General features: G+C 67.8%; 19 protein-coding genes. 8 read left to right on the forward strand and 11 right to left on the reverse strand.

Features of this window, described 5'->3' with window-relative positions; all coding sequences use genetic code 11:
• Positions 1–68: 68 nt before the first annotated feature.
• Genes ABZ789_RS14690 through ABZ789_RS14700 form a run of 3 tightly spaced genes read right to left on the reverse strand, consistent with a single transcriptional unit; the run spans position 69 to position 6,891 of the window.
• Positions 69–4,292, reverse strand: a complete 4,224-nt coding sequence (locus ABZ789_RS14690; protein ID WP_358424828.1) for a TIGR02680 family protein — start codon at positions 4,290–4,292, stop codon at positions 69–71.
• Positions 4,289–5,422 carry a TIGR02678 family protein gene (locus ABZ789_RS14695; protein WP_358424830.1) on the reverse strand — a complete coding sequence of 378 codons (1,134 nt, stop codon included), beginning with the start codon at positions 5,420–5,422 and terminating at the stop codon, positions 4,289–4,291. Before ABZ789_RS14695 ends, ABZ789_RS14690 begins: the two co-directional genes overlap by 4 nt.
• Positions 5,419–6,891, reverse strand: coding sequence for a DUF2397 domain-containing protein (locus ABZ789_RS14700; protein WP_358424832.1), 1,473 nt, complete (start codon positions 6,889–6,891; stop codon positions 5,419–5,421). The genes ABZ789_RS14695 and ABZ789_RS14700 overlap by 4 nt, the downstream gene beginning before the upstream one ends.
• A 173-nt stretch (positions 6,892–7,064) precedes the next feature.
• On the opposite strand from ABZ789_RS14700, the gene ABZ789_RS14705 reads away from it, so the two are divergent.
• Together ABZ789_RS14705 and ABZ789_RS14710 are read left to right on the forward strand one after the other, a co-directional pair.
• A complete protein-coding gene (locus ABZ789_RS14705; protein WP_358424834.1) occupies positions 7,065–7,553 on the forward strand; it encodes a MarR family winged helix-turn-helix transcriptional regulator in 489 nt (162 codons plus the stop codon).
• Positions 7,546–9,336 carry a long-chain fatty acid--CoA ligase gene (locus tag ABZ789_RS14710; protein WP_358424836.1) on the forward strand — a complete coding sequence of 597 codons (1,791 nt, stop codon included), beginning with the start codon at positions 7,546–7,548 and terminating at the stop codon, positions 9,334–9,336. Before ABZ789_RS14705 ends, ABZ789_RS14710 begins: the two co-directional genes overlap by 8 nt.
• Positions 9,337–9,401: 65 nt before the next feature.
• Here ABZ789_RS14710 and malQ read toward each other — a convergent pair whose 3' ends face one another.
• A complete protein-coding gene (malQ, locus tag ABZ789_RS14715; RefSeq protein ID WP_358424838.1) occupies positions 9,402–11,516 on the reverse strand; it encodes a 4-alpha-glucanotransferase in 2,115 nt (704 codons plus the stop codon).
• Between the two features lie 59 nt (positions 11,517–11,575).
• On the opposite strand from malQ, the gene ABZ789_RS14720 reads away from it, so the two are divergent.
• A complete protein-coding gene (locus ABZ789_RS14720; protein ID WP_358424840.1) occupies positions 11,576–12,091 on the forward strand; it encodes an O-acetyl-ADP-ribose deacetylase in 516 nt (171 codons plus the stop codon).
• On the opposite strand, the gene ABZ789_RS14725 is transcribed toward ABZ789_RS14720, so the two are convergent.
• Together ABZ789_RS14725 and ABZ789_RS14730 are read right to left on the reverse strand one after the other, a co-directional pair.
• Complete coding sequence (locus ABZ789_RS14725) at positions 12,082–13,515, reverse strand: hypothetical protein (protein WP_358424842.1); 1,434 nt, start codon at positions 13,513–13,515, stop codon at positions 12,082–12,084. The genes ABZ789_RS14720 and ABZ789_RS14725 overlap by 10 nt on opposite strands.
• Before the next feature lie 102 nt (positions 13,516–13,617).
• Positions 13,618–14,619 (reverse strand): alpha/beta hydrolase, encoded by a 1,002-nt coding sequence (locus ABZ789_RS14730; RefSeq protein WP_358424953.1) that lies wholly within the window; start codon positions 14,617–14,619, stop codon positions 13,618–13,620.
• A 346-nt stretch (positions 14,620–14,965) separates the two neighbouring features.
• On the opposite strand from ABZ789_RS14730, the gene ABZ789_RS14735 reads away from it, so the two are divergent.
• Both ABZ789_RS14735 and ABZ789_RS14740 read left to right on the forward strand, forming a co-directional pair.
• The gene (locus ABZ789_RS14735) at positions 14,966–15,307 is read left to right on the forward strand and encodes a non-ribosomal peptide synthetase (protein WP_358424844.1); all 342 of its coding nucleotides are present in this window, start codon (positions 14,966–14,968) and stop codon (positions 15,305–15,307) included.
• A 91-nt stretch (positions 15,308–15,398) separates the two neighbouring features.
• Entirely contained in the window at positions 15,399–16,934 is a 1,536-nt protein-coding gene (locus ABZ789_RS14740; RefSeq protein ID WP_358424846.1) for a carboxylesterase/lipase family protein, read from the forward strand.
• Positions 16,935–16,984: 50 nt separating this feature from the next.
• On the opposite strand, the gene ABZ789_RS14745 is transcribed toward ABZ789_RS14740, so the two are convergent.
• From ABZ789_RS14745 to ABZ789_RS14765, 5 genes are read right to left on the reverse strand one after another with little or no spacing between them, the layout of a single operon-like run.
• A complete protein-coding gene (locus ABZ789_RS14745; RefSeq protein ID WP_358424848.1) occupies positions 16,985–17,275 on the reverse strand; it encodes a GNAT family N-acetyltransferase in 291 nt (96 codons plus the stop codon).
• A complete protein-coding gene (locus ABZ789_RS14750) occupies positions 17,272–17,925 on the reverse strand; it encodes a Type 1 glutamine amidotransferase-like domain-containing protein (protein ID WP_358424850.1) in 654 nt (217 codons plus the stop codon). Before ABZ789_RS14750 ends, ABZ789_RS14745 begins: the two co-directional genes overlap by 4 nt.
• Positions 17,926–17,929: 4 nt before the next feature.
• Entirely contained in the window at positions 17,930–18,733 is an 804-nt protein-coding gene (locus ABZ789_RS14755) for a maleylpyruvate isomerase family mycothiol-dependent enzyme (protein ID WP_358424954.1), read from the reverse strand.
• Positions 18,734–18,771: 38 nt separating this feature from the next.
• Positions 18,772–19,212, reverse strand: a complete 441-nt coding sequence (locus tag ABZ789_RS14760; protein ID WP_358424852.1) for an HIT family protein — start codon at positions 19,210–19,212, stop codon at positions 18,772–18,774.
• 23 nt (positions 19,213–19,235) lie between these two features.
• Positions 19,236–19,982 (reverse strand): NAD-dependent deacylase, encoded by a 747-nt coding sequence (locus tag ABZ789_RS14765; RefSeq protein ID WP_358424956.1) that lies wholly within the window; start codon positions 19,980–19,982, stop codon positions 19,236–19,238.
• Positions 19,983–20,508: 526 nt separating this feature from the next.
• On the opposite strand from ABZ789_RS14765, the gene ABZ789_RS14770 reads away from it, so the two are divergent.
• Genes ABZ789_RS14770 through ABZ789_RS14780 form a run of 3 tightly spaced genes read left to right on the forward strand, consistent with a single transcriptional unit; the run spans position 20,509 to position 23,390 of the window.
• Positions 20,509–21,636 (forward strand): Re/Si-specific NAD(P)(+) transhydrogenase subunit alpha, encoded by a 1,128-nt coding sequence (locus tag ABZ789_RS14770; protein ID WP_358424958.1) that lies wholly within the window; start codon positions 20,509–20,511, stop codon positions 21,634–21,636.
• Positions 21,637–21,966, forward strand: a complete 330-nt coding sequence (locus ABZ789_RS14775; RefSeq protein ID WP_358424854.1) for an NAD(P) transhydrogenase subunit alpha — start codon at positions 21,637–21,639, stop codon at positions 21,964–21,966.
• Positions 21,966–23,390: an NAD(P)(+) transhydrogenase (Re/Si-specific) subunit beta gene (locus ABZ789_RS14780; protein WP_358424856.1), complete on the forward strand. Its 1,425-nt coding sequence runs from the start codon at positions 21,966–21,968 to the stop codon at positions 23,388–23,390. The genes ABZ789_RS14775 and ABZ789_RS14780 overlap by 1 nt, the downstream gene beginning before the upstream one ends.
• Positions 23,391–23,430 lie beyond the last annotated feature (40 nt).

The raw sequence follows: 23,430 nt of genomic DNA on the forward strand, positions 1-23,430 counted from the left end.
GGTTGTAGTACCGGGCAGTTGTAGTACCAGGCAGTGGCGGGCGCGATCCGGTATCGCGCCCGCCACTGTCATGTCTGCGGGTCGGTGAGGGGGCGTAGGCGGCGCACGCGACCGTCCCAATGCACGCGGGTGGTCACGGCGGCTCCGTCGCCGAGTCGCCGGACCTCGTAGACGTCGAGTTCGGGTACCTCGGGCACACAGCCCCACAGTGCGTGTCCGGTCATGACGAAGTCGATGTCCTGCCGCACGAGCAGACCCATCAGCTCGCCGATCGTCGGATCGTCGATCTTGGCGAAGGCATCGTCGAGCAGTACGAGTCGCAGGGCCGTCTCGGTGTCGGGAAGGCCGGAGAGATAACCGTCCGCCGCGGCGAAGAGCGAGACGTAGGACACGAACCGGGTCTCGCCCTGGGAGATCTTGGCGCGCGAGGAGATCCGCCGCTCCTGACCCGGCGCAGGGCCGATGATTGTCACCTCGACCTCGTGCCAGCGCCGATAGTCCAGGGCCTGCGACAGGTGCAGTGCGTAACCGGCGGACGGGTCGGCCGCATGTGAGGACTCGACCCGGCGACGCAGCATCTCGACCAGTTCGGACGCCTCGTCGGCCGAGCGTTCGGTGGCGGTGAGCAACCGCGTCAGCCGAGCCGCGTCGGCATCCTCTCGTCCGGGACGCCACTCGATCCGCACGCCGATTCCGTGCGTCGTACGACTGTCGGCGAGACTGTCGTTCATCGCGGCGATCAATCGCTGTGCCCGGTCGATTCGTCGGCGCAGTTCGTCCGCCACCCCACCGAGCACGAACCCCGTGAACACATCGTGCTCACGCTGCGTCAGCGCACGACGGCCGTCCTCGACCTGGCGGGTGAGGACGGCCAGCACTCCCGCAGACGTGCAGTCGTCGCCGGCGCCTGCGATCCGTACTCGGTGGGCACCGTGCATCACGGTGTGTTCGATGGCGAAACGGGTCGAGATGTCGCGGTCGAACTGTTGCAGTGCGACCAGCATCGCGTTTTCGTCGACGTCTGTGCGGGGCGGTAACGCGGCCAGCAGGTTCTGCGCCACCGAGAGCACATGGTCGGGGTCCTCGAGGTGGACGGGAGGCAGCAGAGTCCGGGGAGAAGGGGGAGCCGAGCCCGGGTGCAGACCTTCTTCGGCAGCGGCGCGCAGTTCCGGAAGCTGCAGATGGGCGGCGAGGCGCTCGGCCGCGACGGTGAGTTCGCGACGGTCGCGGTCGAGCCGTTCGCGTGCCGCGGCGCATCGTTGGAGCACCTCGGCGGCAGCATGGCCCAGGTGTTCACGATGGGCGAGAGTGCGCCTGCACTGCTCGTCGGCGCGTGCTCGTTCGGCCTCGGAGTCGCGCAGTTCGCGGGCGAGTTCGGCGGCGTCCACTTCGACAGCTGCGCTCTGTGCCGCGACGACGGCAGCCTTCGTATGCCACTCGTGCCGCCACGCCTCGGCCACCTCCTCCGCTTCGACCCGTGCGGCCGTGGCATGCGCGCACCGATCGACGGCCTCCGCGAAACGAGTGTGTGCGGCAAGAATGTCACCGAGATCGCGCGCCAGCTCGACGCACGTCGCCTCGGCGGTCGCGCACCCGGTGACCAGGGCTTCCAGTTCGGGACCCTCGCTGGGCACGGTGAAGTGCTCGCACACGGCGCGATGCCTGTCGAGCTCGGAGGTCCAGCGACCACGGAGCATCGTCGCCCGCTCACGGAGCTCGACCGCGGTGCTCGCTGCCGCACGCACGTGCGCGTACGCCTGACGACGCCGGTCGAGAGCGGTCCGAAGGGCGTGGGAGGTCGGCACGGTCGCGAGATGCGCGTCGATCTCCGCTCGCCGGTGCGTGGTGTCGGGGACATCGACCCGCAGTTGTTCGAGCTCGCGATCGATCCGCGTGATCTCCGCGCGGATCTCGTCCAGGCGCACCCGACGGGCAGCTGTGGCGGTGTCGCGGGCCGAGCTGCCGATACACAGTGCGGTCTCGGCAGTGTGCCGCCCGCGAAGGACACCGTTGTGCCATCGGCCGTCCCGGGACACCGACGCCGCCGCACTCGCATCCTCGAACCCGATCGAGTTCAACACGGCGTTGATCGCCGAGAGCGGTATGTCCGCGTCGGGATCCGGACGCAGCACCATCGACAGCGGCTGCGCCGGGGGCTCGCCGCGCGGCGAGACGAGGACCTGGCCGGCCAGTGCACGTAACCGTCCTTCGCCGTCGACCGTGGCGGTGAGGAATCCGGCGGCGAGCAGGGCAGCTTCGATGCCGGCACGGTCGTCGTCACCGAGCGAGTCGACGAAATCGACTGCCCGCCACAGGGGAACACCGTCCGTTCGCACATGCCACGGTGCTTGTCCCGGTCCCTCGTTTTCGGCGTCGAGTGCGGCCTGCTCCTGCACGAGGATCTCCCGTGCGGCCCGGATCTCCTGCTCGCGCCGTCCCCGTTCCGCCGGGTGGTCGCCGAGATCGGTCAGAGCCGATCGGGCGGCGGCTGCCGGTAGCGAATCGAGTTCGGTGAGCGCGGAATCGACACCGCTGTAACCCGCGGTGTCGTCCGCCGGTGCTTCGTCGATCAGTGCGTCGAGGTGCGTCGACAACCGGCGCATCAGGATCACGCGATCGTGATCGAGTTCGGGCAGCAGTGCCGTGGTGCGGTCTGCGGTGATCCACTCGCGCCACTGGTGTTGCAGGTCGGCCGCCGCGGCGGCGACGCCGGCATCGGTCTCGGCGGCTTCGACGGCGCGGTGTTCGGCGTCGCGGGCTGCACGGTCGGCGGCCGCTTCCGCCTCGCGCACCGCATGTGCAGCCGCCTCCAGACGTCGTGCTTCGAGGAGTCGGCGACCGGCCTGGTCTCTTCGCCGGCGAGTCGTCTCCGCCGCCTCGAGCGCCGACTGCCGGGCGGCGTCGACCTGTCCGGGCTCGAGAGAGACCGACGCGACGACCGGCCTTGCGATCTGTTCGGGAGTGTCCTGGACGCCGACCTGCACGGCTTCGAGCGTGGCCTGCGGGCAGTCGACGGAGAAGTGCAGCGCTGCGGGCACGGTGTCGTGCGGAAGGCCCACGGATACCAGTTCGCGCCCTGCTGCGGCGAGACGCCGGGCGGCACGCGAGACGGCGCCGGTCAGTTCGTCGAGGGAGCGAGCCGCGTGGTCCGCGTCGAGGCGTTCCTGCCGGCGGCTGCGATCGGCAGCGGCCGCGGCCTGCGCGGCGGCCCGGCCGAGTGCACCGACGGCGAGTTGTCTCTGGGCGAGATCGTCTGCGGACCGGAACATTTCATGGGACTCGAGTCCGCGGATGGCGCGGTCGAGTTCGGTCACCTGGTCGCGCCGCTCCTGAAGGCGGGTGTCCGCGGCGGCGACCTGGGTGTCGAGATCGGTGGCCTCGGCTTCTGCGGTGGCGACCTCGAGCCCGGTCTCGACGACCTTGTGCGCTGCGGCGATTGCGGTCTCGGCATCGGTGCGGAGCAGATTCGCCGCGTACTGCCGGTAGACGTCGTGGAAGCGCAGCACGTGTGCGTGAGCCGATTCCCGACGGGCTTGTTCCTGGCGTGTCTCCCCGAGCAGGTCGAGGCGACCGCCTGCTTCGACGAGCATGTTCTCCGCCAGTGGTGGCAGCGCCTCCGACAGGATCTGCGGCAGACGGCCCTCGTCGATTCGGTTGCCGACGTCGGGTGAGCGCAGTGTGTGCAGCAGTTGCAGCAGGCCGTCGTAGCGATCGCGTCCGGCCTCACCGCGTAGGCCGAACACCAGCTTCCGCACGGTCTCGCGGTGCAGGTCGGCATCTCGGGTCAGGTTGCCTGCTCCGACGAGTTCGGCGAGTTGCTCACGGGAGAGGGGGATGCGAGCGTCGTCGACGAGTCGTAGATCGACGCCGACACGCAGCGGTGTCGTGAAGAAGTGCACGTCGCTGCGGCGTGCCTCGACGTGATAGCGGATCTGCGCCCCCACGGTGAGATATCCGGTAGGGCGTGACAGTTCGAGCCATAGATACCCGACGCGGTCGGTCTCGACGGTGGCTCCGGTGCGCATGAGTTCGTCGAGGTCGACCTTCGCGGCACCCGTCGCGTCCATGCGCCTGCGGTCACCGTCGAGCAGGAACGGCAACAGCATCTCGAGCGCCCGGGATTTTCCGGATCCGTTGGTGCCGCGAAGGATCATCCGACCTGCGGACAGGACGAACTCGACGTCGAGGTAGTGCCAGACGTTCACGATCCCGGCGCGGCGGAGCCGCCAGCGGCCGGGATAGCGGGCCGGTGGGAGTACGTCGGCGGAGGACGGGTCGGACAGGTGGGTCATCGACGGCGACTTTCGGCGGGGACGGGACGGTATCGGGCGACGGGTGCTGTCAGTTCGAGTCCGCCGTCGTGCCGACGAGCGAGCCCGAGACGGGTGAGAAGGTCCACGACGTCCCGGCGCAGCAGCGCGAGGTCGCGAACGTAAGTGCTCTTCCACGTGCGGGAACGGTCGGCAGCGAGTTCACCGAGAACCGTGTCGAGGGTCTGTTCGTCGACGTGCAGCGTGGCTCCTGCACGGTCGCCGAACCGTTCGGTGAGTTCGGAGACGAGCAGCAGACACGCCTGCTTCAGGGTGCCCGATCCCGGGAATGCTTCGTCGGTGAGCATGCCGGCCGGGTCGTACGCCAGGGCGCCTTCGGCACGCACCTCGAGGACGAGTCCGAATTCTTCCTCCAGACTCCGGGCGAGCTCGGGACGGTCGCGAGCGAGAATCGCCGCCGCCTCGTCGTCGAGCTCGTCCCGTGCGACGAACGGGTCTTCGATCAGCCTCCGGTACAGGCGACGCGCTGCCGGTTCCTGCTCTGCACGTGTGAGTGACGCTGCCGGATTCGGCATCTCGTGCAGCGGAGTGGCGAGCAGGTGAGGAAGCAGGTCGCGGTTCACTTCGAGGTAGGCCTCTGCGGCGGCTTCCTCGTCCCTCTCGTGATCGGGTTCGGTGATCACCCCCCACTCACAGAGGATGCCCAGCGCGGCCGTCACGTTCCGGTCCTCGGAGATCTCGTCCCCGAATGTGATCCCGTTGTCGCGGGCGTCGGCGCGCACCTGCTCGAGCAGACTCGCGACGGTAATCCTGTCGCCGGTTTGCGGCTCGAGCAAGGCCGCGCAGACGAGGGCGAGACACGCGTAGGTGGTGGCCCCGAACTCCGTGCCGTCGGGGCGCCGGAGCGTCCGGTGCGGTGCCGTCGAGGCGAGCGGCGCTTTGACCAGGCGTACGAACGTCGGAGCCACGACGAGTCGGTAACCGAGGCGATCCGCGAAGATCGACTTCAGGGACCCGGCGTGGCGGCGCACGAGATCGAAGGTTTCCCGATCACCGCTTTCGGTGACGATCGGTTGCTGCAGCAGCGCCCGTGCGGCGTCCCGCCGTCCGCCGACGTCCCGGGATGCTGCGCTCGGGTGCGGTGCACTCACGGGACCACCACACCCTGCTCGAGGGATTCCGTCGCCGCGGCGCGCACCACCAGCGCATGCACGACGAGATCGCCGTCGGGGGAGTGCACGACGGTATCGGGCCCGGGCTCTGCGGTCAGCGACAATCCGAGATCGGTGTCGTCCACACGCACGGGTTCGTCGGTGCTCCGGTAGCCCGCGAGGGCGGTAGCGAGCAGGTCGAGCAGCACCTCGCGTGCCTCCGTCGACAGGTGCGCCCCGTGCAGCTCGCCGGCCTCGCGCAACTCCGTGACCGCCTCGGTGCGCCGACGCGACTCGTGCCGGGCGAGTTCGTCCGCTCGCACCCGCCCGGGCAGGGAATCCGGGAGCCGGCCGATGCCGCCACGGGACGAATGGTTGCCACGTTCACGCAATGCCACGGGGACGAGGACAGGATCGGCCCGCCACCAGGAGGTGCCCGCACCGACCCGCGGGTCGGGTTCTTCGGGACCGAGCAGCAGGTGCCGGCTCGGAAAGACTCCGAAGGTCGCGGCGAAGAGGTGGTGGGCCTGATCGTCCGAGGACTCGGCGAACCACCGTGCCAGGCGCAGCATGTCTGCGCGATGCGAGAAGTTCGATGCGCCCGAACTGATCCGCCGGGTGCGCACGAGCAGTCGGCCCAGCGCCAGGGCAGCCGCGTCGCGCATGCGGCGCGGTCCGGAATCCTCGCTGTACCACTGCGCCAGCGTCTCCCAGTCCGCGTGATTGCGTCCGGGGGAGCGGACCTGCGCAGCGTCGGGCAGGCCGGAGTCGGGTAGCGCGGCGAGCAGTGCGTCCAGACGCGCCATCACCCGATCGAGCCGGCCGGAGGCGAGTGGGGCGAGACGCTCGACGTCGAAACCGATGACGTCGACGTAATCGAGGAGCAGACGTTTGAAGTCGGTGTACTCGTCGACACCGTCGGAGTGTTCGAACCGGTCGAGGAGTTCGGCCAGATGGGCGTAGAAGTCGGCGACGCTGTCCGTGAACAACCGATGGTGCGCAAAGGCGGAAGTGACGTGCGCGGCCAGAGCGTCCGGATCGAGACCTTCCTCGGCATGGTCCAGCAGGTCGGCGATGCGGTTCAGTTCGTCCGCGACGCAACCGAGCGACTCGCGTGCCACCTCGCGCGCTCCGTCGGAGGTGGCGAGCATTCGGGAGGCCTCCCGATGCACCCTCAGGCCGGCAGGCGTCGCTCGGTATCGTGTCCGGTCGCGAACCTCGGCTATCGGCCCGTTGGGAGGATCCCCACCCACGAGGGCGAGGTTGCCCCATCGAACGAGTCGCCGACACCGAGCATCGACGACCGCGGTGCCGAGCGTGGCGCCCCGCGCAGCGCAGGCGGACACGATGTCGGCAGCACACAGATCGGTGAGCAGCACGTCGCTGAAGCAGTCCATCACCGCGACGTACTCGTCCGCTTCGTCGGCGACGAGATAGCGGAACAGGTCGCGACCGGTGTGTTCGCCCATCGGACCCCCTGTTCGAGTGCTGACGTGGTACGGACAGACAGGCTAGCCGTGCAGATGCCGGAGGGAGCGGGCGAGTTCATCCGATGGGCGTGGGCTGCGCGGAAAAGGCCGGGACAGCGCCGAGACACCGAGTGGATTCGTGCCCCGCTTCGCCCCCGTCTTATAGTTGCTCTGTGCAACACAATCGGCAGTCCGGACGAATGTCCGAGGACGGCGTTGCTCGCGTATACGAGGAGTTCGCGCTCCTCGTGCGCTTCCTGACGTCCGGGGAGCGGAAGCAGGACAGCGGTCTCTCGCTCGTTCAGCATTCGCTTCTCGGCTTCATCTCCCGGAATCCGGGCTGCCGCGCCACCGATATATCCGAGGTTTTCGGCGTCCATCGATCGACCGTGTCGCGGCAGTTGCGTCACGTCGTCGATGCAGGCTGGGTCGAGGCGGGGACGGGACCGGCGCGCGCCGGTCACCCCCTCCGGCTCACCGACCACGGAGCGGCGGTCCTCGAGGGTGCGGTCATGCGTCGTCTCGACGATGTCCGCGCCGGAGTCGAGGGCTGGCACGAGGACGACCTCGACCGTTTCGTGGATCTTCTGCACCGCTTCCGTGCAGGCGTTGCTCCCGAGGACCCGGCTCCCGACCAGAACGATGGAGATTGCAGTGCGTGAGTACTCGACCCCGGCCCCGTTCACCATCGGTGACGACGAATCGGTCGTCCACACGGTGTTCGCTCATGCGGAGAAGACTCCGCACCGCGTGATGTATTCGCGGCCGCACGGGGACGACTGGGTCGCGGTCAGTGCGCAGCAATTCGCCGAGCAGGTGAAGGCCGTTGCCAAGGGCCTGATCGCCAACGGTGTCGGACCCGGTGATCGCGTCGCGCTGTTGTCGGCCACCCGGTACGAGTGGTCGCTGTTCGACTACGCGATCTGGACTGCGGGCGCGGTGTCGGTGCCGATCTACGACTCGTCGTCCACCGAGCAGATCCGATGGATCCTTCAGGACTCCGAGGCCGTCCTCGCCATCGTCGAGACCGCGCAGCACGAGACTCGATTCGTCGATATGCCGGCCACCCTGCGCCGGATCCTCCGGATCGAGAACGGAGCAGTGGGCACTCTGACAGCGGACGGCGCCGACGTCGACGACGCGGAGGTCACCGCGCGCTTGTCCGGAATCCGTTCCAGCGACCTCGCCTCCCTCGTCTACACCTCCGGGACCACCGGCCGTCCCAAGGGGTGCATGCTCACGCACCGCAACTTCCTCGCCGAGGTCCGGTCGATTCTCACCTCGGACGTCGGAGCGGTCGCCAAGCCCGGCAACCGGGGCCTGACCTTCCTGCCTCTCGCGCACGTGCTGGCCCGCGCGGTGTCGCTCGCCCTGTTCGAAGGCGGCGCAGCACAGGCGCACTGGTCGGACTTCTCGACCGTCTCGTCGCAGTTCGCTCGGTACTCACCCAACATCATTCTCGGTGTGCCCCGCGTCTTCGAGAAGGTTCGCGACGCGGCGGCGGCGAAGGCTGCGGCCGGAGGACCGTTCAAGGCGGCAGTCTTCGATTTCGCGGAGCGCACCGCCATCGCCTACAGCGAATCGCTCGATCAGGGCGGCCCGTCGCTGCGGCTGAAGGCCCAGCGCACTCTCGCCGACCGCCTGGTCTACTCCAAGCTGCGCGAAGCGATGGGCAACGAGTGCTGGTACGCGATCTCCGGTGGCGGCGCCCTGAGCCCTCGCCTCGGCCACTTCTTCCGCGGCGTCGGCGTGCCGATCTACGAAGGCTACGGCCTCACCGAGACCACCGCCGCACACAGTGTGAACACGCCGGGGGAGCAGAAGATCGGCAGTGTCGGACGTCCCATGGGCGGAAACTCGGCGCGTATCGCGGACGACGGCGAGATCGAACTGCGCGGCCATGTCGTCTTCGACGGCTACTGGCGCAACGAGGAGGCGACCGCGAGCGTGTTCGACGACGGCTGGTTCCGCACCGGCGATCTCGGCTCGCTGGACGAGGACGGCTATCTGTTCATCACAGGGCGAAAGAAGGACCTCATCATCACCGCGGGCGGCAAGAACGTCTCGCCGGGGCCGGTCGAGGACCGTATGCGCTCGCACACTCTGGTGTCCCAGGCCGTCGTCGTCGGCGACGGCCGCAGTTTCATCACCGCTCTCGTGACGGTGGACCCGGATGTCTTCGAGAACTGGAAGGCCGAGAACGGCAAGCCGGCCACCGCGACCATCGCGGATCTGCGTCACGATCCGGCCCTACGTGATGCGGTGCAGACCATCGTCGACGATGCCAACTCGCTCGTCTCCCACACCGAGGCGATCAAGAAGTTCGTCATCCTCGACCGCGATCTCACCGAGGAGACCGGGGAACTCACCCCGACGCTGAAGATCAAGCGCAACATCGTCACCGAACGTTTCGCCCACGAGATCGAAGCGCTCTACGCGAAGTGACGTCGTAGAGCACCGACCTTCCGCTGCGACCGTCGAGCCCGTCCTTCGGGCCGGCGGTCGCGGCGTCAGTCCGCCGATCCGGACACTGCGCGGGCGAGTGCTGTGAACCCGTCGTGGACGACGAGATCGTCCACGAAGACCACTTTGCCGCGTGCGTCGGCGAGCGGGACCCGCCAGTTCGGATACTCGTCGACGGTGCCCGGCTGGTTCTGACTGCGCCGCTCACCGGTCACATCGGCAAGCGAAACACCCAGCAGCGCAGACGGACTCGCCGCGATCAGGCGGTGTAGCGCCTCGACCTGCCGGTCGACGCCGGTCTCGCCCACGTCCAGCATGCCGCGTTCGCGCGCCAGCGCGAGAATCGAATCGCGTTCGGCGGCGGCATCGGCGAGTTCGGCGTCGAGGTCGCGCTCGAGCAGACCGAGTTCCGAGCGCAACCGAACGTGATCACCCGCCAGATAGCCTGCTGTGGGCGGAAGGTCGTGTGTGGTGACCGAGGTCAGGCACAGCGAACGGTAGGTCTCCGGGGCACGCGGGGTGTGCCCGTCCCGCTCGAACCACAGGATCGACGTGCCGGCGATACCTCGCTCGGCGAGATACTCCTGCACCCACCCCTCGAACACGCCGAGATCCTCGCCCACGACCACCGCGCCGGCGCGCTGTGCCTCGAGCGCCAGGATCCCGACGAGAGCTTCGTGGTCGCTGCGGACGTACGCACCGTCCGCCGGCGACATTCCCGTCGGTACCCACCAGGTGCGGAACAAGCCGAGGATGTGGTCGACCCGCACTCCGCCCGCATGGCGCAGCGCCGACCGCACCACATCCCGATAGGGGACGTATCCCAGCTCCGCGAGACGATCCGGCCGCCACGGCGGCTGGTTCCAGTTCTGGCCGTTGCGGTTGAAGTCGTCCGCGGGGGCACCCACCGTGACACCGGTGGCCAGTGCATCCCCCAAAGTCCACGCATCGGCGCCGTGCGGACCGACACCCACCGCCAGGTCGTGCACGATGCCGATGTCGGAACCGGCAGCGAGCGCGGCGGACTGCGCGGCCGCGAGCTGCTCGTCGCACCACCACTGCAGCCGGCGATGGAAGTCGATGCGCGAGCTCAGCTGCTCGCGCAGGCGTTCGACCTTCGGATCGTCCGGGCCGGGGGCGCGCGACGTCCAGCGTTCGGAGTCGTCGCCGAACTTCTCGTACAGTGCGCACCACAGTGCGAAGTCGTCGAGTGCTTGCCCGCCCTCGGCGCAGAATGCTTCGTAACGTGCCTGCCGGGCGGAACCGAGCGGCACCCGGTAGACGCGTTCGAGGATGTCGAGCTTGGCGCGGAATGTCGCATTCCGGTCGAGGCGGCGCGGTTTCCGGTTCGCCTTCGCCGTACGCTGCGCGTACTCGTCGAGAAGCTTGCGATGCTTGGCTGGGAGGTAGGCAACCTCGGGAACATCCTCGATCCGCAGATACAGCGGGTCGACGAACCGGCGCGACGACGGCAGATAGGGCGACGGTTCGTGCGGGGGTACCGGCTCGGCCGCGTGCACGGGATTGATCAGGACGAAGTCGCCGCCGTAACCGGCCGTGATCGCTGCCAGATCCGCCAGGTCGGCGAAGTCCCCGACCCCCCAGGAACGGCGGCTGCGCACCGAATAGATCTGGGCCGCAAGGCCCCAACGCTTCCGCTCGAGCAGCCGGTCGGCTGTAGACAGCCGGCGGGGTGTCACGACCAGAGCCGCGGTGGCCTCGACGTCGTTGCTGCGGGCGTGCAGGACGTGCCAGCCGAGCGGAAGTCGCGGAACGGCGAAAGTCGCGCGCCCCACGAGCCGGCCGTCGACCGAACGTGGATCCACCCACACGTCGAGTTGCTCGACGTCGACCTCCTCGCCGTCCTCGGTGACCACCCACACCGTCACCGGGTCGCCGTGAGGCACGTGGACCGGGAACGTGCGCTCGTCGCCCTCGACGACCACGAGCGAAGGTGGCAGCATGATGCGCCACGGACGGTCGGCGAACTCGGCGAGAGAGGCGTCTACCTCTTCGCTCGTTCTTGCGGGGATGTCGAGCGCGGCGAGTACGCGCCGCAAGGTCTCCTCGGTGACCTCGTGTTCTTGTCCGCCCCATCCTGTGTAGGTGGTGGCGATCCCGTGTTTTCCGGCCAGTTCGCGCAGCTTCGCCGAGGACGTCACGGCCTGAATCATGCCAGCAAATCCACGCGGGGGCAGTGTGCGAAACATAAGGTCGAAAGGTGACAGTTCTCGACATCGCGCACGGCGACATCACCACGATCGCGGTGGATGCGATCGTCAACGCCGCGAATTCCTCCCTGCTCGGAGGTGGCGGAGTGGACGGCGCGATCCATCGCTCCGGTGGGCCGGAGATCCTCGAGGCCTGCCGTGAACTGCGTGCGAGCACACTGCCCCATGGGCTCGAACCGGGCCGTGCGGTGGCAACTCCCGCAGGCCGCCTTCCGGCGCGGTGGGTGATCCACACCGTCGGGCCTGTCTGGTCGGCGCACGAGGACCGATCCCCGGTACTGCGCTCGGCCTACCGCAACAGTCTGCTCGTGGCACAGGACCTCGGCGCCCGCACGGTCTCGTTTCCGCTCCTGTCTGCCGGAATCTACGGCTGGCCCCTCGACGACGCCGCCGTGCAAGCCGTCACCACGATCCGGGAGACGGACACCGCCGTGGAGACCGTCGTGCTCGTCGGATTCGACCCGGGCGCCGTCGACGCATTGCGTCGCGCGGTCGCTCAGTTGTAGTCGCCGAAGCCGTCGAAGAGGGTCGGTTCGTCGGGATTGTCGAACAGGGCAGGCTGCTCGGGTGCGACCTCGCGGGCAGAAGCCGGTCGCGAGACGCGTGGCGTGGACTCGGTACCGTCGCCACTCTGTTCGAGGAACCGGATGGCCTCGGTGAGTGAGCGACTCGTCAACTCCCATTCGACCGCCCGTGCGCGTGCCTCGCGAGCGCCGTCGGTATCGAGCGCCGCCGCTCGGGTTTGCGATTCGCCGTCCCACCAGACCTGCAGTTCGGTGCTGATGGTGAGGAACCGCTGCAACTGCTCGGGGTTGCGATCGCCGATCGCAGCGACGGTGCTCGCAGCGACATCGGTCGCGCCGTCGAGGTGGAAGTCGCGCACCGCGAGCAGCGCCACCGGCAGGTCGTCCTCGGCGTCGGACACCTGCGGAACGTCTCCCCAGGGCGGAGCGTCCGCGCCTGGCAGGGACCCGTCGAAAGCCTGATCGCGCAGCAGTGCGCCCCCGACATGGGCCGCGAACGAGCCGTCGAGGGTATCGAGGAACTGCGTCATCGTCTCGATGGATCCGAGCAGGTGTGCAGGCACGAAAGGCGAAGCCGGAACGTGATCGACGATGGCGAGGCGATCGTCGACGAGCACGAACTTCAGATGCGGCCACCGGCGGTTGAGATCGACACAGATCTCGGCGGCGCGGGTGCGTCCGGTGATGGAGTGGACGATCGGTGCGAACAGGTCGACGGTGCCACCACCCGGCCCGACGCCGACGAACACCAGCACCCCCGCGACCCGCAGGACGAGATCGCCGTCTTCGTCCCACGCGGGAAGATCGCCGATCCGCTCGTGCAGGGTCGACTCGATCAGCTCGCGCACGTGATCGTCTCCGGTGGGCACCACGGCGAGCGGGACGTTCGCGCTCGGCTTGCGACCCTCATGCGTCGTCTCGGGGACGAGGAAGGCCGTGAGATCGGCGGCGGAGCGCTCCGTCCCGAAGCTCTCCGTACGCAGGAACAGGGGATGGGGCACACCCCAGACCGAACGTAGGGCGCGCACGGCGATGACCGCGAGCTGATCGGCCCAGCTGCCCGGCCGGTCGATCCAGAACGCCGGGGATCCGCCGTCCTCCGGATCGTCCGGTCCTCGGGTGGGCGGCCGCAGGCCGAGTTCGAGCAGCATCTCCTCGTCGACCGGCGTGAGGTGCCGGTCGGGGGCGAGGTGGGCGTTGGACGGTACCTCGCAGCGGACCAGCCGATCTCCCCATGCATAGAACTGCACGCACGGACCTGCGGGGCCTCCGGCCTCGTCGCTGAAGGGTTCGAGGACCAGACCGTCGCCGTCGTCCATGGCTGCGACATGGTCTGCCAGGCGCGTACGGAACTCGCGCCAGGCCGCATCGACGTCCTGGTCGAACCGGGTCTGCATCTCGGCCATGATCGGACCCCCTTCTCTGTACCGGTCGGGCCGAGAAGAAGACTAGTCGCCTGCACCGACAGACCTGTCGCCGTGGAGCTGTAGGGGCGCAGGGAGTGGGTCCTACCGCAGCCCGCGGACGAACCGGCCGATCTCGGCGATCGCGCGGCCCCCTTCCGGGACGACTCCGGCTGCTGCCTGGAAGACGTGTAGCTGCTTCTCCCACACCTGCAGCTCTGCGGGCACACCGGCGAGTTGCAGCCGCCGGGCCATCAGCTCGGCGTCGACGTAGGTCATTTCCTCGGATCCGGTCTGGATGAGTGCCGGCGGCATCTCCGACAGGTCGAGATCGACAGGTGAGACGACCGGCTCGGACAGCTCTCCGCCGCGGCGCTCGGCGCGCTCCACGAGCCTCGTCAGCACGCGGACCGCACGTCGTGGAAAGACTGCGCAGCGGCGTGAGTTGGGATGTTCGAGCTTGCCCCGGGGATCGAGATCGGTCAGGGGCGAGAGCGCGACCGTGCCCGCCGGGCGACCGATACCGCGCTGAACGGCTTCGTGGGCGACGGCGAAGGTGAGAAAACCGCCCGCCGAGTCGCCGGCGATCACGACACGTTCGGGGGGATATCCGTGGGCTGCGAGCCACCGCAATCCGTCGAGCCCGTCCTCGACCGCCCGCCGGATCGGGTTCAGAGGCAGCATGCGATAGCCGACTGCCAGAACCGGTGCCCCGCTGGAGGCGGAGATGCGGGAGACCAGATTGCGGTGGGTGGCGAGACCGCAGCACAGGAAGGCACCGCCGTGCAGATACAGGACGGCGGTCCTGCGCAGGCCGCCGGCGGTGACCGGGGGCACCGCGCCGGGTGCCCACAGGAACTCCGAGGGGCAGGCAGGGAGGTCGACCCGATGGCGACGGGTGCCGGGCACCGGGAGGAGGGGAAACGCGACCCGGTCGATCACGGTGGCCGGCCACGGGAGTGTGGGGGCGTACGACCATGCCTCGATGAGGGGTCGGACCGTACGGCGCACCGACAGGGTGAGGGTCCGTGACTGTGCGCTCACCCCCGCGAACTCGCGCGTCGCAGCGCTGTGAGCAGGCAAGGGGAACAGCTCGGCGCGGGCGATATTCACGACCGGCACCTCCTCGGTCTGGCAGAAGTCCGTGGTCGGACCCGGATGGGGTGGCTGCACGGACTCCGACTCACGAGGGTACGCCCGTATATCCGGGTGGTGAGGATTCGAGGAGATATTCGGTGAGCACGTAGCCGAGGGCAGCTCGTGTGGCGTTGCTCTCTCGGCGTGAATATTCCGGGTGAGGACGCGCGCCGGGCGGGGTACCTTCTCTCAGGTACCGCCAGTGCAAAAAGTTTTGCGGACCTTCTACACATTCCACACTTTTCGGGCCACACTGACTGTATGTTTCGACGCGTGGCGCGGCCCGGCGCCACGTCGGGGGACGAGTGAAGGCGGGATGTTGCGTAAATTCGACGTTGCAAGTGTGGACGCCGGCGAGATCACTGCGGAGGATCTGCCCAGGTTGGTGGCGGCGGCCGCGGCACGCGAGCCCGATCGGATCGCCGTGACGCACGACGCGGACACCACCACCTACGCCCGATTGCACAGGGAGGTCGTAGCACTCGACGCCGCAATGGGAATTCTCCTGGGGCAGGCCTCGCTCGTGCCGATCGCACTCGCGACCGTCTTCCCGGCCCTGGCGGATACCGTGCCTGGTGATCTACGCGGCGTCGTCGACGCACTCGTGGCCGATCTCGTCGACTGTGTGGCGCTCGAACCTCTCTCCGCTGCAGGCTGACGGCTCACCCCGGCGTCCACCCGATGATTGATAGGTTGACGAACGAAGAGATCGGTACTGCTCCGCAGTAACGGACTCGGCGGGAGGCCACGTGGACGACACACTCACCATCGCCTGCAAGTACGGCGAGGTACGCGGATACCGTGACGGAGAGGTCTACGTCTGGAAGGGCGTGCCGTATGCGGCTCCGACGGGTCCCCGGCGGTTCCGGTCGCCGTTGCCGCCCGAACCGTGGAACGGAGTCCTCGACTGCGCGCGGTTCGGTCCCATCGCGCCTCAGAGCCGTCAGAGCCCGATCGGGATCGAGCCAGGGATGACACTGAGCGAGGACTGCCTCTCGCTCAACATCTGGGCGCCTTCCCCCGACGGGCGAAGGCGCCCGGTGATGGTGTGGATACACGGCGGTGCCTATGTGCTCGGCTACTCGGGCCAGAAGATCTACGACGGTCGAACGCTCTGTGAATCCGGTGATGTCGTGGTCGTGACGATCAACTACCGGCTCGGCGCGCTCGGCTTCCTCGACCTGTCGTCGTTCTCGACGCCGGAGATCACCTTCGAAACCAACGTCGGTCTACGTGATCAGATCGCGGCTCTGGAATGGGTTCGCGACTGCATCGCCGATTTCGGCGGCGATCCGGACGATGTGACCGTCTTCGGGGAATCGTCGGGGGGAGGGTCGATCACCACCCTGATGACGATCCCGAAGGCCGAAGGTCTCTTTCACCGTGCGATCGCACAGTCGCCGCCCGCGACCTCGGTGTACGGCAGCGAACGGGCCGCGGCGGTCGGTGCACGCTTCCTCGAGATCCTGGATCTGCCGCGGTCCCGGATCGCAGAATTGCTGACGATGCCGACCGACACCCTCGTCGAGGCCTCGGAGGTGCTCGTAACCGAGACGCCCACCAAGGTGCCGGGCACACTCGCCATGACGCCGGTGGTCGACCGCGACCTGGTGCCGAAGTATCCCGTCGCGGCATTCCAGAAGGGCCTGTCGCACCGCGTCCCGTTGATCATCGGATCGAACAAGGATGAGCCCTCGATCTTCCGGTTCATGAAGTCCCCGCTGATGCCGGTGGACGACAACGCCGTGCAGGCAATGCTCGCCGCGCTCGCCGACGATCGGCCGGATCTCGATCCCGGACGTATCGCCGAAATCGTTGCGGCATATCCAGATCTGCCCAAGCCGGTCGGTGCCATGGCATTGTCGCGCGATGCGGGCTTCCGGATGCCGGTGCTGTGGATCGCCGAGGCGCACAGCGCACACTCGCCGACCTGGGTGTATCGCTTCGACCATGCGACCCCGATGTTCAAGGCCGCGCGGATCGGCGCCGGCCATGCGACCGAACTGGCTTATGTCTTCGGAAATTTCGGCACGCTCGGTCGAGATCCGACGTTCTGGCTCGGTGGCCGTAAGGTGGCCGCCGAGGTGTCCGGGCGCGTGCAGCGACGCTGGGTGGCGTTCGCGCACCACGGTGTACCGGCGGCGCTGGACGGCTCGAAGCACTGGCCGCAGTACGACGTGGAGGAACGGCTGACCTTGCTGATCGACTCCACCGACCGTGTCGAGTCGGATCCGGACGGGGAGATGCGCAGGGTCTGGGGTACCGAGGTGATGGGCTTCAACTGACGGTCGCGGCGGCGATTCGAGGAGATTCGCCGCCGCGACGCGCGCTCGGATCAGTTGCGGTATTCGGGGTGCTCTGCGACGAACTTCTCGACGTACCAGCACGAGGTGCCGATCTTCAGCCCTTCCTCGCGGGTCTCGTCGAGGGCGTACTGCACGACAACTCCGGCGAGTCCCCGCCCGCGGAACTGTGGGTCGGTGACGGTGTGGTCGAAGTCGCGCAGTTCGCCGCGCTGCGTGTAGTCGGCATATGCGGCGAGGTCGTCGCCGAGATAGAGGGCGAAACGTGACTTCTCGGCCTCGTGCGCGAGGCGGGTGTCGGTGCTGTCGGTGTTCTGCGTCATGGATCAACGGTACCTGCGGGATCACCGTGCTCGGTGTCGACGACGAGTACGTCGTCGTCGGTCAGGGCCACATGGTCGATGTCGTGCTCACGCAGGAACGCCAGAGTCTGCGATATGCCGTCGTCGGCGAGAGCGGACGCCCCGGCGTGGGGCACGATCACCCGGTCGATCCAGCCCAGTCCGTCCCAGACCACGGCCGTGCCGCAAGCGGTGGCGACATCGGCAGGGTCGTCGGAGAATTCGATTCCCCTCAGGGACGGGGTCACGACACACGCGCCGGCGCTGTACCCGCCATAGACCAACCGGTCCTCGCGCACCAGTTCCGTGAGCACCGCGTCGCCGCCGCTGCGGGCGAGTTGCGCCCGCAGCACGAAGGTGTTGCCGCCCCGCACCCATACCGACGGGAACTCCTCGAGGCGCTCACGAAGGGAACCCGGGTCGCCGAGATGATCGCGCAGGTCCAGTTCCTCGGGTGCGAACCCGAGGGAACGCAGCGGAGCCATCTCGCTCGTGACTGCTGCCGCCCGCGCTGTGGACGGCCACGCATCGGCGGCGTTCGCGATCACCGCGATCCGGCCCGGCTCGCGTACCAGCCGGACGAACGACTCGGCAGCGGTACCGAACCGGTAGGACGACAAGAACAGTCGCATGAGCTCAGATCGTGAACGCGAGGTTGTCGACGATGCGGCGACCGACCTCGCTGTCGCCGCCGAACGAGATCTCGTCGAGCCGATCCGCAGCCCGTTCGCGTCCACCGGCGAGGCGCACGAACAGCGACGAGTCCATCGCGATCGTCGACGTCGCCGGCTGCGAGAGCTCCGGTACCTCGCTCGCCCGGCCGTGGACCTCGACGTGGATTGTGCGCGCGAGGGGACCGGAGAGTTCGATCGTGATGCGTGCGCCCTCGGGCGCCTTGCCGCGCTTGCCCACGATGAAGGGCACCGCCCCGAAGACCTCCCTCGACGCCAGCTCGGCTCGCGGACCGCCCTCGGAGCCGGTGCTGCCCAGTGCGTCGCAGATGTCGAGCTCGTGAAGCCAGCAGTCGAACACGCGGATACGCATGAAGCGCCCGTACGGAGCGGGTCCGACCGGCGTGTCCGATTCCTTCTCGAAGTCCGCCTGCGTCATCGCGTCGAGCTCGTCCGTGCGACGCGCGATGATCTCCCGGTAGTGCGACAGCACTTCCGCGCCGGGTACGGGACGCAGCGACTCGACCCACAGCTCGTTGAACGCCGCGATGTCGTTATGCACGTGGGGGAACGAACCTACGTCCGCCTCCACGCGCGGAGCGTCGATATCCGAGAGCATCGACTCGGTGCCGATGAGGTGCGCGGTGATGTCCTTGATCGTCCATCCCGGCAGGGAAGTGGGCGTCTTCCACTCGTCGTCGGTGAGCCCGGCGAGCAACTCGTCGAGCGCGGCGAACTGCTCGAGCAGCAGCGGCCGGATGGTCTCGATCGGAAACTCGGCGGTCTCGGCGGTGTCGCGATGTGATGTCACTGATGCTCCTCGGAGGTGAGACGGTCGAGTCCGGCGCGGATGAGCGCAGCGGTGGTCTCGGGATCGTGGGGGCGGCGGCGGATCAGGCCGATGCCCATCCGGACACGGTCGCCTTCCCAGCGGGGCAGTACGTGCAGGTGGGCGTGGAAGACGGTCTGGAAGGCTGCTCGCCCGTCGTTGAGGACGAGATTGGTTCCGTCGGTGGCGAGTTCCGAACGGGACATGGCACGAGCGATCCGCTGCCCGGCACGGAAGACGGCTGCGCCCGCGCTCGGATCGAGATCCTCGAGGCGGGCTGCATGCACGCGGGGGACGACGAGCGTGTGCCCGCGTGCGATCGGCCGGACGTCGAGGAAGGCCACGACGTCGTCGTCCTCGTAGACCCGTGCTGCAGGGCCACTGCCTTCGACTATGGCGCAGAACACGCAGGAACTCATCGGGTCACCATACGCGGCGTGTGTCACTTCTTCAGGGCACCGACCAGAGCCGGCAACCCCACCGCCGCCGTGGTGCGCCAACTGTGGTCGACCTGGTCGCTCAGTGCGGTCTCGCGTGGATCGATCTCCACGATCGGGATGCCTTGGCCGCGAGCGAGCGAGGGCAGGCCGGCCGCCGGGTACACGACTCCCGAGGTGCCGACGACCAGGAGCAGGTCCGCGTCGCGCACGGCTTCGGTCGCGTCCTCCCACGGTTGCGGCGGCAGCATTTCGCCGAACCACACGACTCCGGGGCGCCCGTCGCCACCGCATGCGCGGCACTGCGGGGGAGCCAGGCGCGCGACGGCTGTCTCCGGCGGGTCGGGAAGTTCGACGGGTCGCTCGCATCGGCTGCACCGCGGAGCGAAGAGGCTGCCGTGCAGATGCGTCACATCGTTGCTGCCGGCTCGCTCGTGGAGGTCGTCGACGTTCTGGGTCACGATCCGTACGCGGGCGAGGTGTGCCCAGTCGGCGAGGGCGCGGTGGCCGGCATTGGGTTGTACTCGCCGCACGAGCGCGACCCGCCACTGATACCAGGCCCAGACCGTGGCGGGATCGTCCGCCCATGCCTCCGGTGTCGCGAGGGCAGACGCGTCGAAGTTCTCCCACAAGCCGGTCTGCGCGTCGCGGAAGGTGGGCACACCGCTCTCGGCGGACATCCCTGCACCGGTCAGGACGGCCACACAGCGAGCCGATCCGGCGAGATCGAGGACCGGTGCCGGTATGTTCACGGCCGTCCGGCCGGGGCCGGCGAGATGCGGCGGGCGCGCCGGGCGGTCACGGAGGTCTTCCTCCTCGTGCTCTCGGCCACCGCTGGTCACACGTGTCCCTTACGCGTGTGGAGATGGAAGTGCAAGGGCGATACTCGCTCTCCGGGAGTCTGTATCGATTCGGAAACGATCTGAATCGATAAACGTCACCAGTTTCCCTGTGTGGGTCGAATGGTTTTGCTAGTGCTGGCCTTTCGCGCTCGGATTCGGCTCCGGGCTCGGAAATGGCCAGGATCCGGCGTTCTTTCCAGTCTTCCTCACGGGTGGAAAATGGCTTCTGTGAGGTGAGCTGCCTCACAAACTTTCGTCATCTTGCGGTTCGGACTCGATTCAGATGATCGGAACAGGTTGCGAGCTCACAGGAGGGCACGGTAGGTCTGCATAAGCCTTTAAGCGCAGGACAGGCCGTCACATGGCCTCCGATAACGCATCTTTCGCCGCCGACCGTGGCGCGACGCGCACTTTCATCGACGCAGGAGTCAAAGAATTGAGTACCGAAGGATCGAACACGGGGAGCGGAGCGCACCGCCGTCCGACCGTCGGCGTGGTTCGTGAAACGAACGACGGGGAACGGCGGGTCGCGCTCGTGCCGAAGATCGTGCCCTCGCTGATCGGCAAAGGATTCGACGTCGTCGTCGAATCCGGTGCCGGTCAGGGCGCGCTGATTCCGGACGCGGCCTACAAGGAGGCCGGCGCGAATGTCGGTGACGCCTGGTCTGCCGACATCGTCGTCAAGGTTGCCCCGCCGAACGACACGGAGATCGCCCGCATGAAGTCCGGTCAGCGACTGATCGGCTTCCTCGCCCCGCGCAATGCCGACAATCAGATCGGCGCCCTGACACAGGCCGGCGTCGAGGCGTACGCCGTGGAGTCCATCCCGCGTATCTCTCGCGCGCAGGTCATGGACGCCCTGTCGTCGCAGGCCAACGTCGCCGGTTACAAGGCCGTGCTGGTCGCGGCGAGCGAATCCACGCGCTTTTTCCCGATGCTCACCACCGCCGCCGGCACGGTGAAGCCGGCGACCGTGCTGGTGCTCGGTGTGGGTGTCGCGGGTCTGCAGGCGCTGGCCACGGCGAAGCGTCTCGGTGGCCGCACCACCGGTTACGACGTGCGTCCCGAGGTCGCCGATCAGGTGCGCTCGGTCGGTGCCCAGTGGCTCGATCTCGGTATCGACGCTGCCGGTGAGGGCGGCTACGCGCGTGAGCTCACCGAAGACGAGCGGGCGCAGCAGCAGCAGGCACTGGAAGATGCGATCAAGGGCTTCGACGTCGTCATCACCACCGCCCTCGTGCCGGGCCGCCCGGCGCCGCGTCTGGTGACCGCCGCCGCGGTCGAGGGGATGAAGCCGGGTTCGGTGATCGTCGACCTCGCCGGTGAAACCGGTGGCAACTGCGAACTCACCGAGCCGGGGCAGACCGTGGTCAAGCACGACGTGACGATCTGCTCGCCGCTCAACCTGCCCGCGACGATGCCGGAGCACGCCTCCGAGCTCTACTCGAAGAACGTGTACGCGCTGATCGAGTTGTTGCTCGACGAATCCGGTGCCCTGGCCCCGGACTTCTCGGACGAGATCCTCGCGGCTGCCTGCGTGACACGCTCGAAGGAGAACTCCTAGATGTACAACGAACTACTCGCGAACATCGCGATTCTGGTCCTGGCCGGATTCGTCGGTTTCGCCGTCATCTCCAAGGTGCCGAACACGCTGCACACGCCGCTGATGTCGGGTACCAACGCCATCCACGGCATCGTCGTGCTCGGCGCTCTCGTCGTGCTCGGTCACCTCCCGGGAGACGCCTCCTGGGGAATCAAGATCATCCTGTTCGTCGCTCTGGTCTTCGGCACCCTGAACGTCGTCGGTGGCTTCGTCGTCACCGATCGCATGCTCGGGATGTTCAAGCAGCGCAAGGACTCCCCGGCTGCTCAGAAGAAGGGGGCTGACGCCTGATGAGCTACCTCGTCTCGGTCCTGTACATCATCGCCTTCGCGATGTTCATCTACGGTCTGTCGGGTCTGACCGGTCCGAAGACCGCCGTACGCGGCAACTACATCGCCGCGGCCGGTATGGCGCTGGCCGTCGTCGCCGTGCTCATCGACATCCGCGACACGGAGAACTGGGGTCTGATCATCGGCGGCCTGGCCGTCGGTGTGATCCTCGGCGTCCCGCCGGCACTGAAGACCAAGATGACGGCCATGCCGCAGCTGGTCGCGCTGTTCAACGGTGTCGGTGGTGGCACCGTCGCGCTCATCGCATGGGCCGAATACCTCGAGTCCACCAGCTTCACCTCGCTCGACGACCAGCCCACCGTGGTCATGATCGTCGGCTCGCTGTTCGCCGCGATCATCGGTTCGATCTCGTTCTGGGGTTCGCTGGTTGCCTTCGCGAAGCTGCAGGAACTGCTGAACAAGAATCTCGAGCGCAAGCTGGTCGCCTCGGCGAAGCTGTTCCAGCTCGCGAACATCGTGCTGGTGCTCGCGTCGATCGCGATCGCCGTGTACATCGGGATCAGCGCCGACGGCGAGCCGCTGGCTTCCTGGTGGATCCTGGCACTGCTCGTCGTGGCCGGCCTGATGGGTCTGTTCGTGGTGTTCCCGATCGGCGGCGCGGATATGCCGGTGGTCATCTCGCTGCTCAACGCGCTGACCGGTCTGTCGGCGGCCGCTGCGGGTCTGGCGCTGAACAACCAGGCCATGATCGTTGCGGGCATGATCGTCGGTGCCTCCGGCACGATCCTGACCAACCTCATGGCCAAGGCCATGAACCGGTCGATCCCTGCGATCGTCTTCGGCGCCTTCGGTGGCGGCGAGGCGGCCGGTGGTGTTGCCTCGGCTTCGGGTGGCACGGTCAAGGCCACCTCCGCGTCGGATGCCGCCATCCAGATGGCGTACGCCAATCAGGTCATCGTCGTGCCCGGCTACGGTCTGGCCGTCGCTCAGGCCCAGCACGCCGTCAAGGAGATGGCAGCGCTGCTCGAGGACCGTGGTGTCGAGGTCAAGTATGCGATCCATCCGGTCGCAGGTCGTATGCCCGGACACATGAACGTCCTGCTCGCCGAGGCCGACGTCGAGTACGACGCGATGAAGGAGATGGACGACATCAACGGCGAGTTCGGCCGCACCGATGTCACCATCGTGATCGGCGCGAACGACGTCACCAACCCGGCAGCCCGGCTGGACTCGACGAGCCCGATCTACGGCATGCCGATCCTCAACGTCGACCAGTCGAAGTCGGTCATCGTGCTCAAGCGTTCGATGAGCTCCGGTTACGCCGGTATCGACAACCCGTTGTTCACCGCCGACAACACCTCGATGCTGTTCGGTGACGCGAAGAAGATGGTCTCGGAGGTCACCGAGGAACTCAAGGCCCTGTAGTCCTTTCGGTTCCCGTCACGGCGCCCACGCGGATCCCCGC

Source organism: Rhodococcus sp. NPDC047139 (assembly GCF_040643435.1).
Taxonomy (GTDB): domain Bacteria; phylum Actinomycetota; class Actinomycetes; order Mycobacteriales; family Mycobacteriaceae; genus Rhodococcus.

What these genes read in the sequence shown, in the direction of transcription:
- ABZ789_RS14760 (WP_358424852.1), bottom strand. Translation starts at nt 19,212, where the DNA reads ATGAGTTCCTGCGTGTTCTGCGCCATAGTCGAAGGCAGTGGCCCTGCA.
- ABZ789_RS14745 (WP_358424848.1), bottom strand. Translation starts at nt 17,275, where the DNA reads ATGACGCAGAACACCGACAGCACCGACACCCGCCTCGCGCACGAGGCC.
- ABZ789_RS14690 (WP_358424828.1), bottom strand. Translation starts at nt 4,292, where the DNA reads ATGACCCACCTGTCCGACCCGTCCTCCGCCGACGTACTCCCACCGGCC.
- ABZ789_RS14700 (WP_358424832.1), bottom strand. Translation starts at nt 6,891, where the DNA reads ATGGGCGAACACACCGGTCGCGACCTGTTCCGCTATCTCGTCGCCGAC.
- ABZ789_RS14725 (WP_358424842.1), bottom strand. Translation starts at nt 13,515, where the DNA reads ATGGCCGAGATGCAGACCCGGTTCGACCAGGACGTCGATGCGGCCTGG.
- ABZ789_RS14750 (WP_358424850.1), bottom strand. Translation starts at nt 17,925, where the DNA reads ATGCGACTGTTCTTGTCGTCCTACCGGTTCGGTACCGCTGCCGAGTCG.
- ABZ789_RS14735 (WP_358424844.1), top strand. Translation starts at nt 14,966, where the DNA reads ATGTTGCGTAAATTCGACGTTGCAAGTGTGGACGCCGGCGAGATCACT.
- ABZ789_RS14775 (WP_358424854.1), top strand. Translation starts at nt 21,637, where the DNA reads ATGTACAACGAACTACTCGCGAACATCGCGATTCTGGTCCTGGCCGGA.
- ABZ789_RS14780 (WP_358424856.1), top strand. Translation starts at nt 21,966, where the DNA reads ATGAGCTACCTCGTCTCGGTCCTGTACATCATCGCCTTCGCGATGTTC.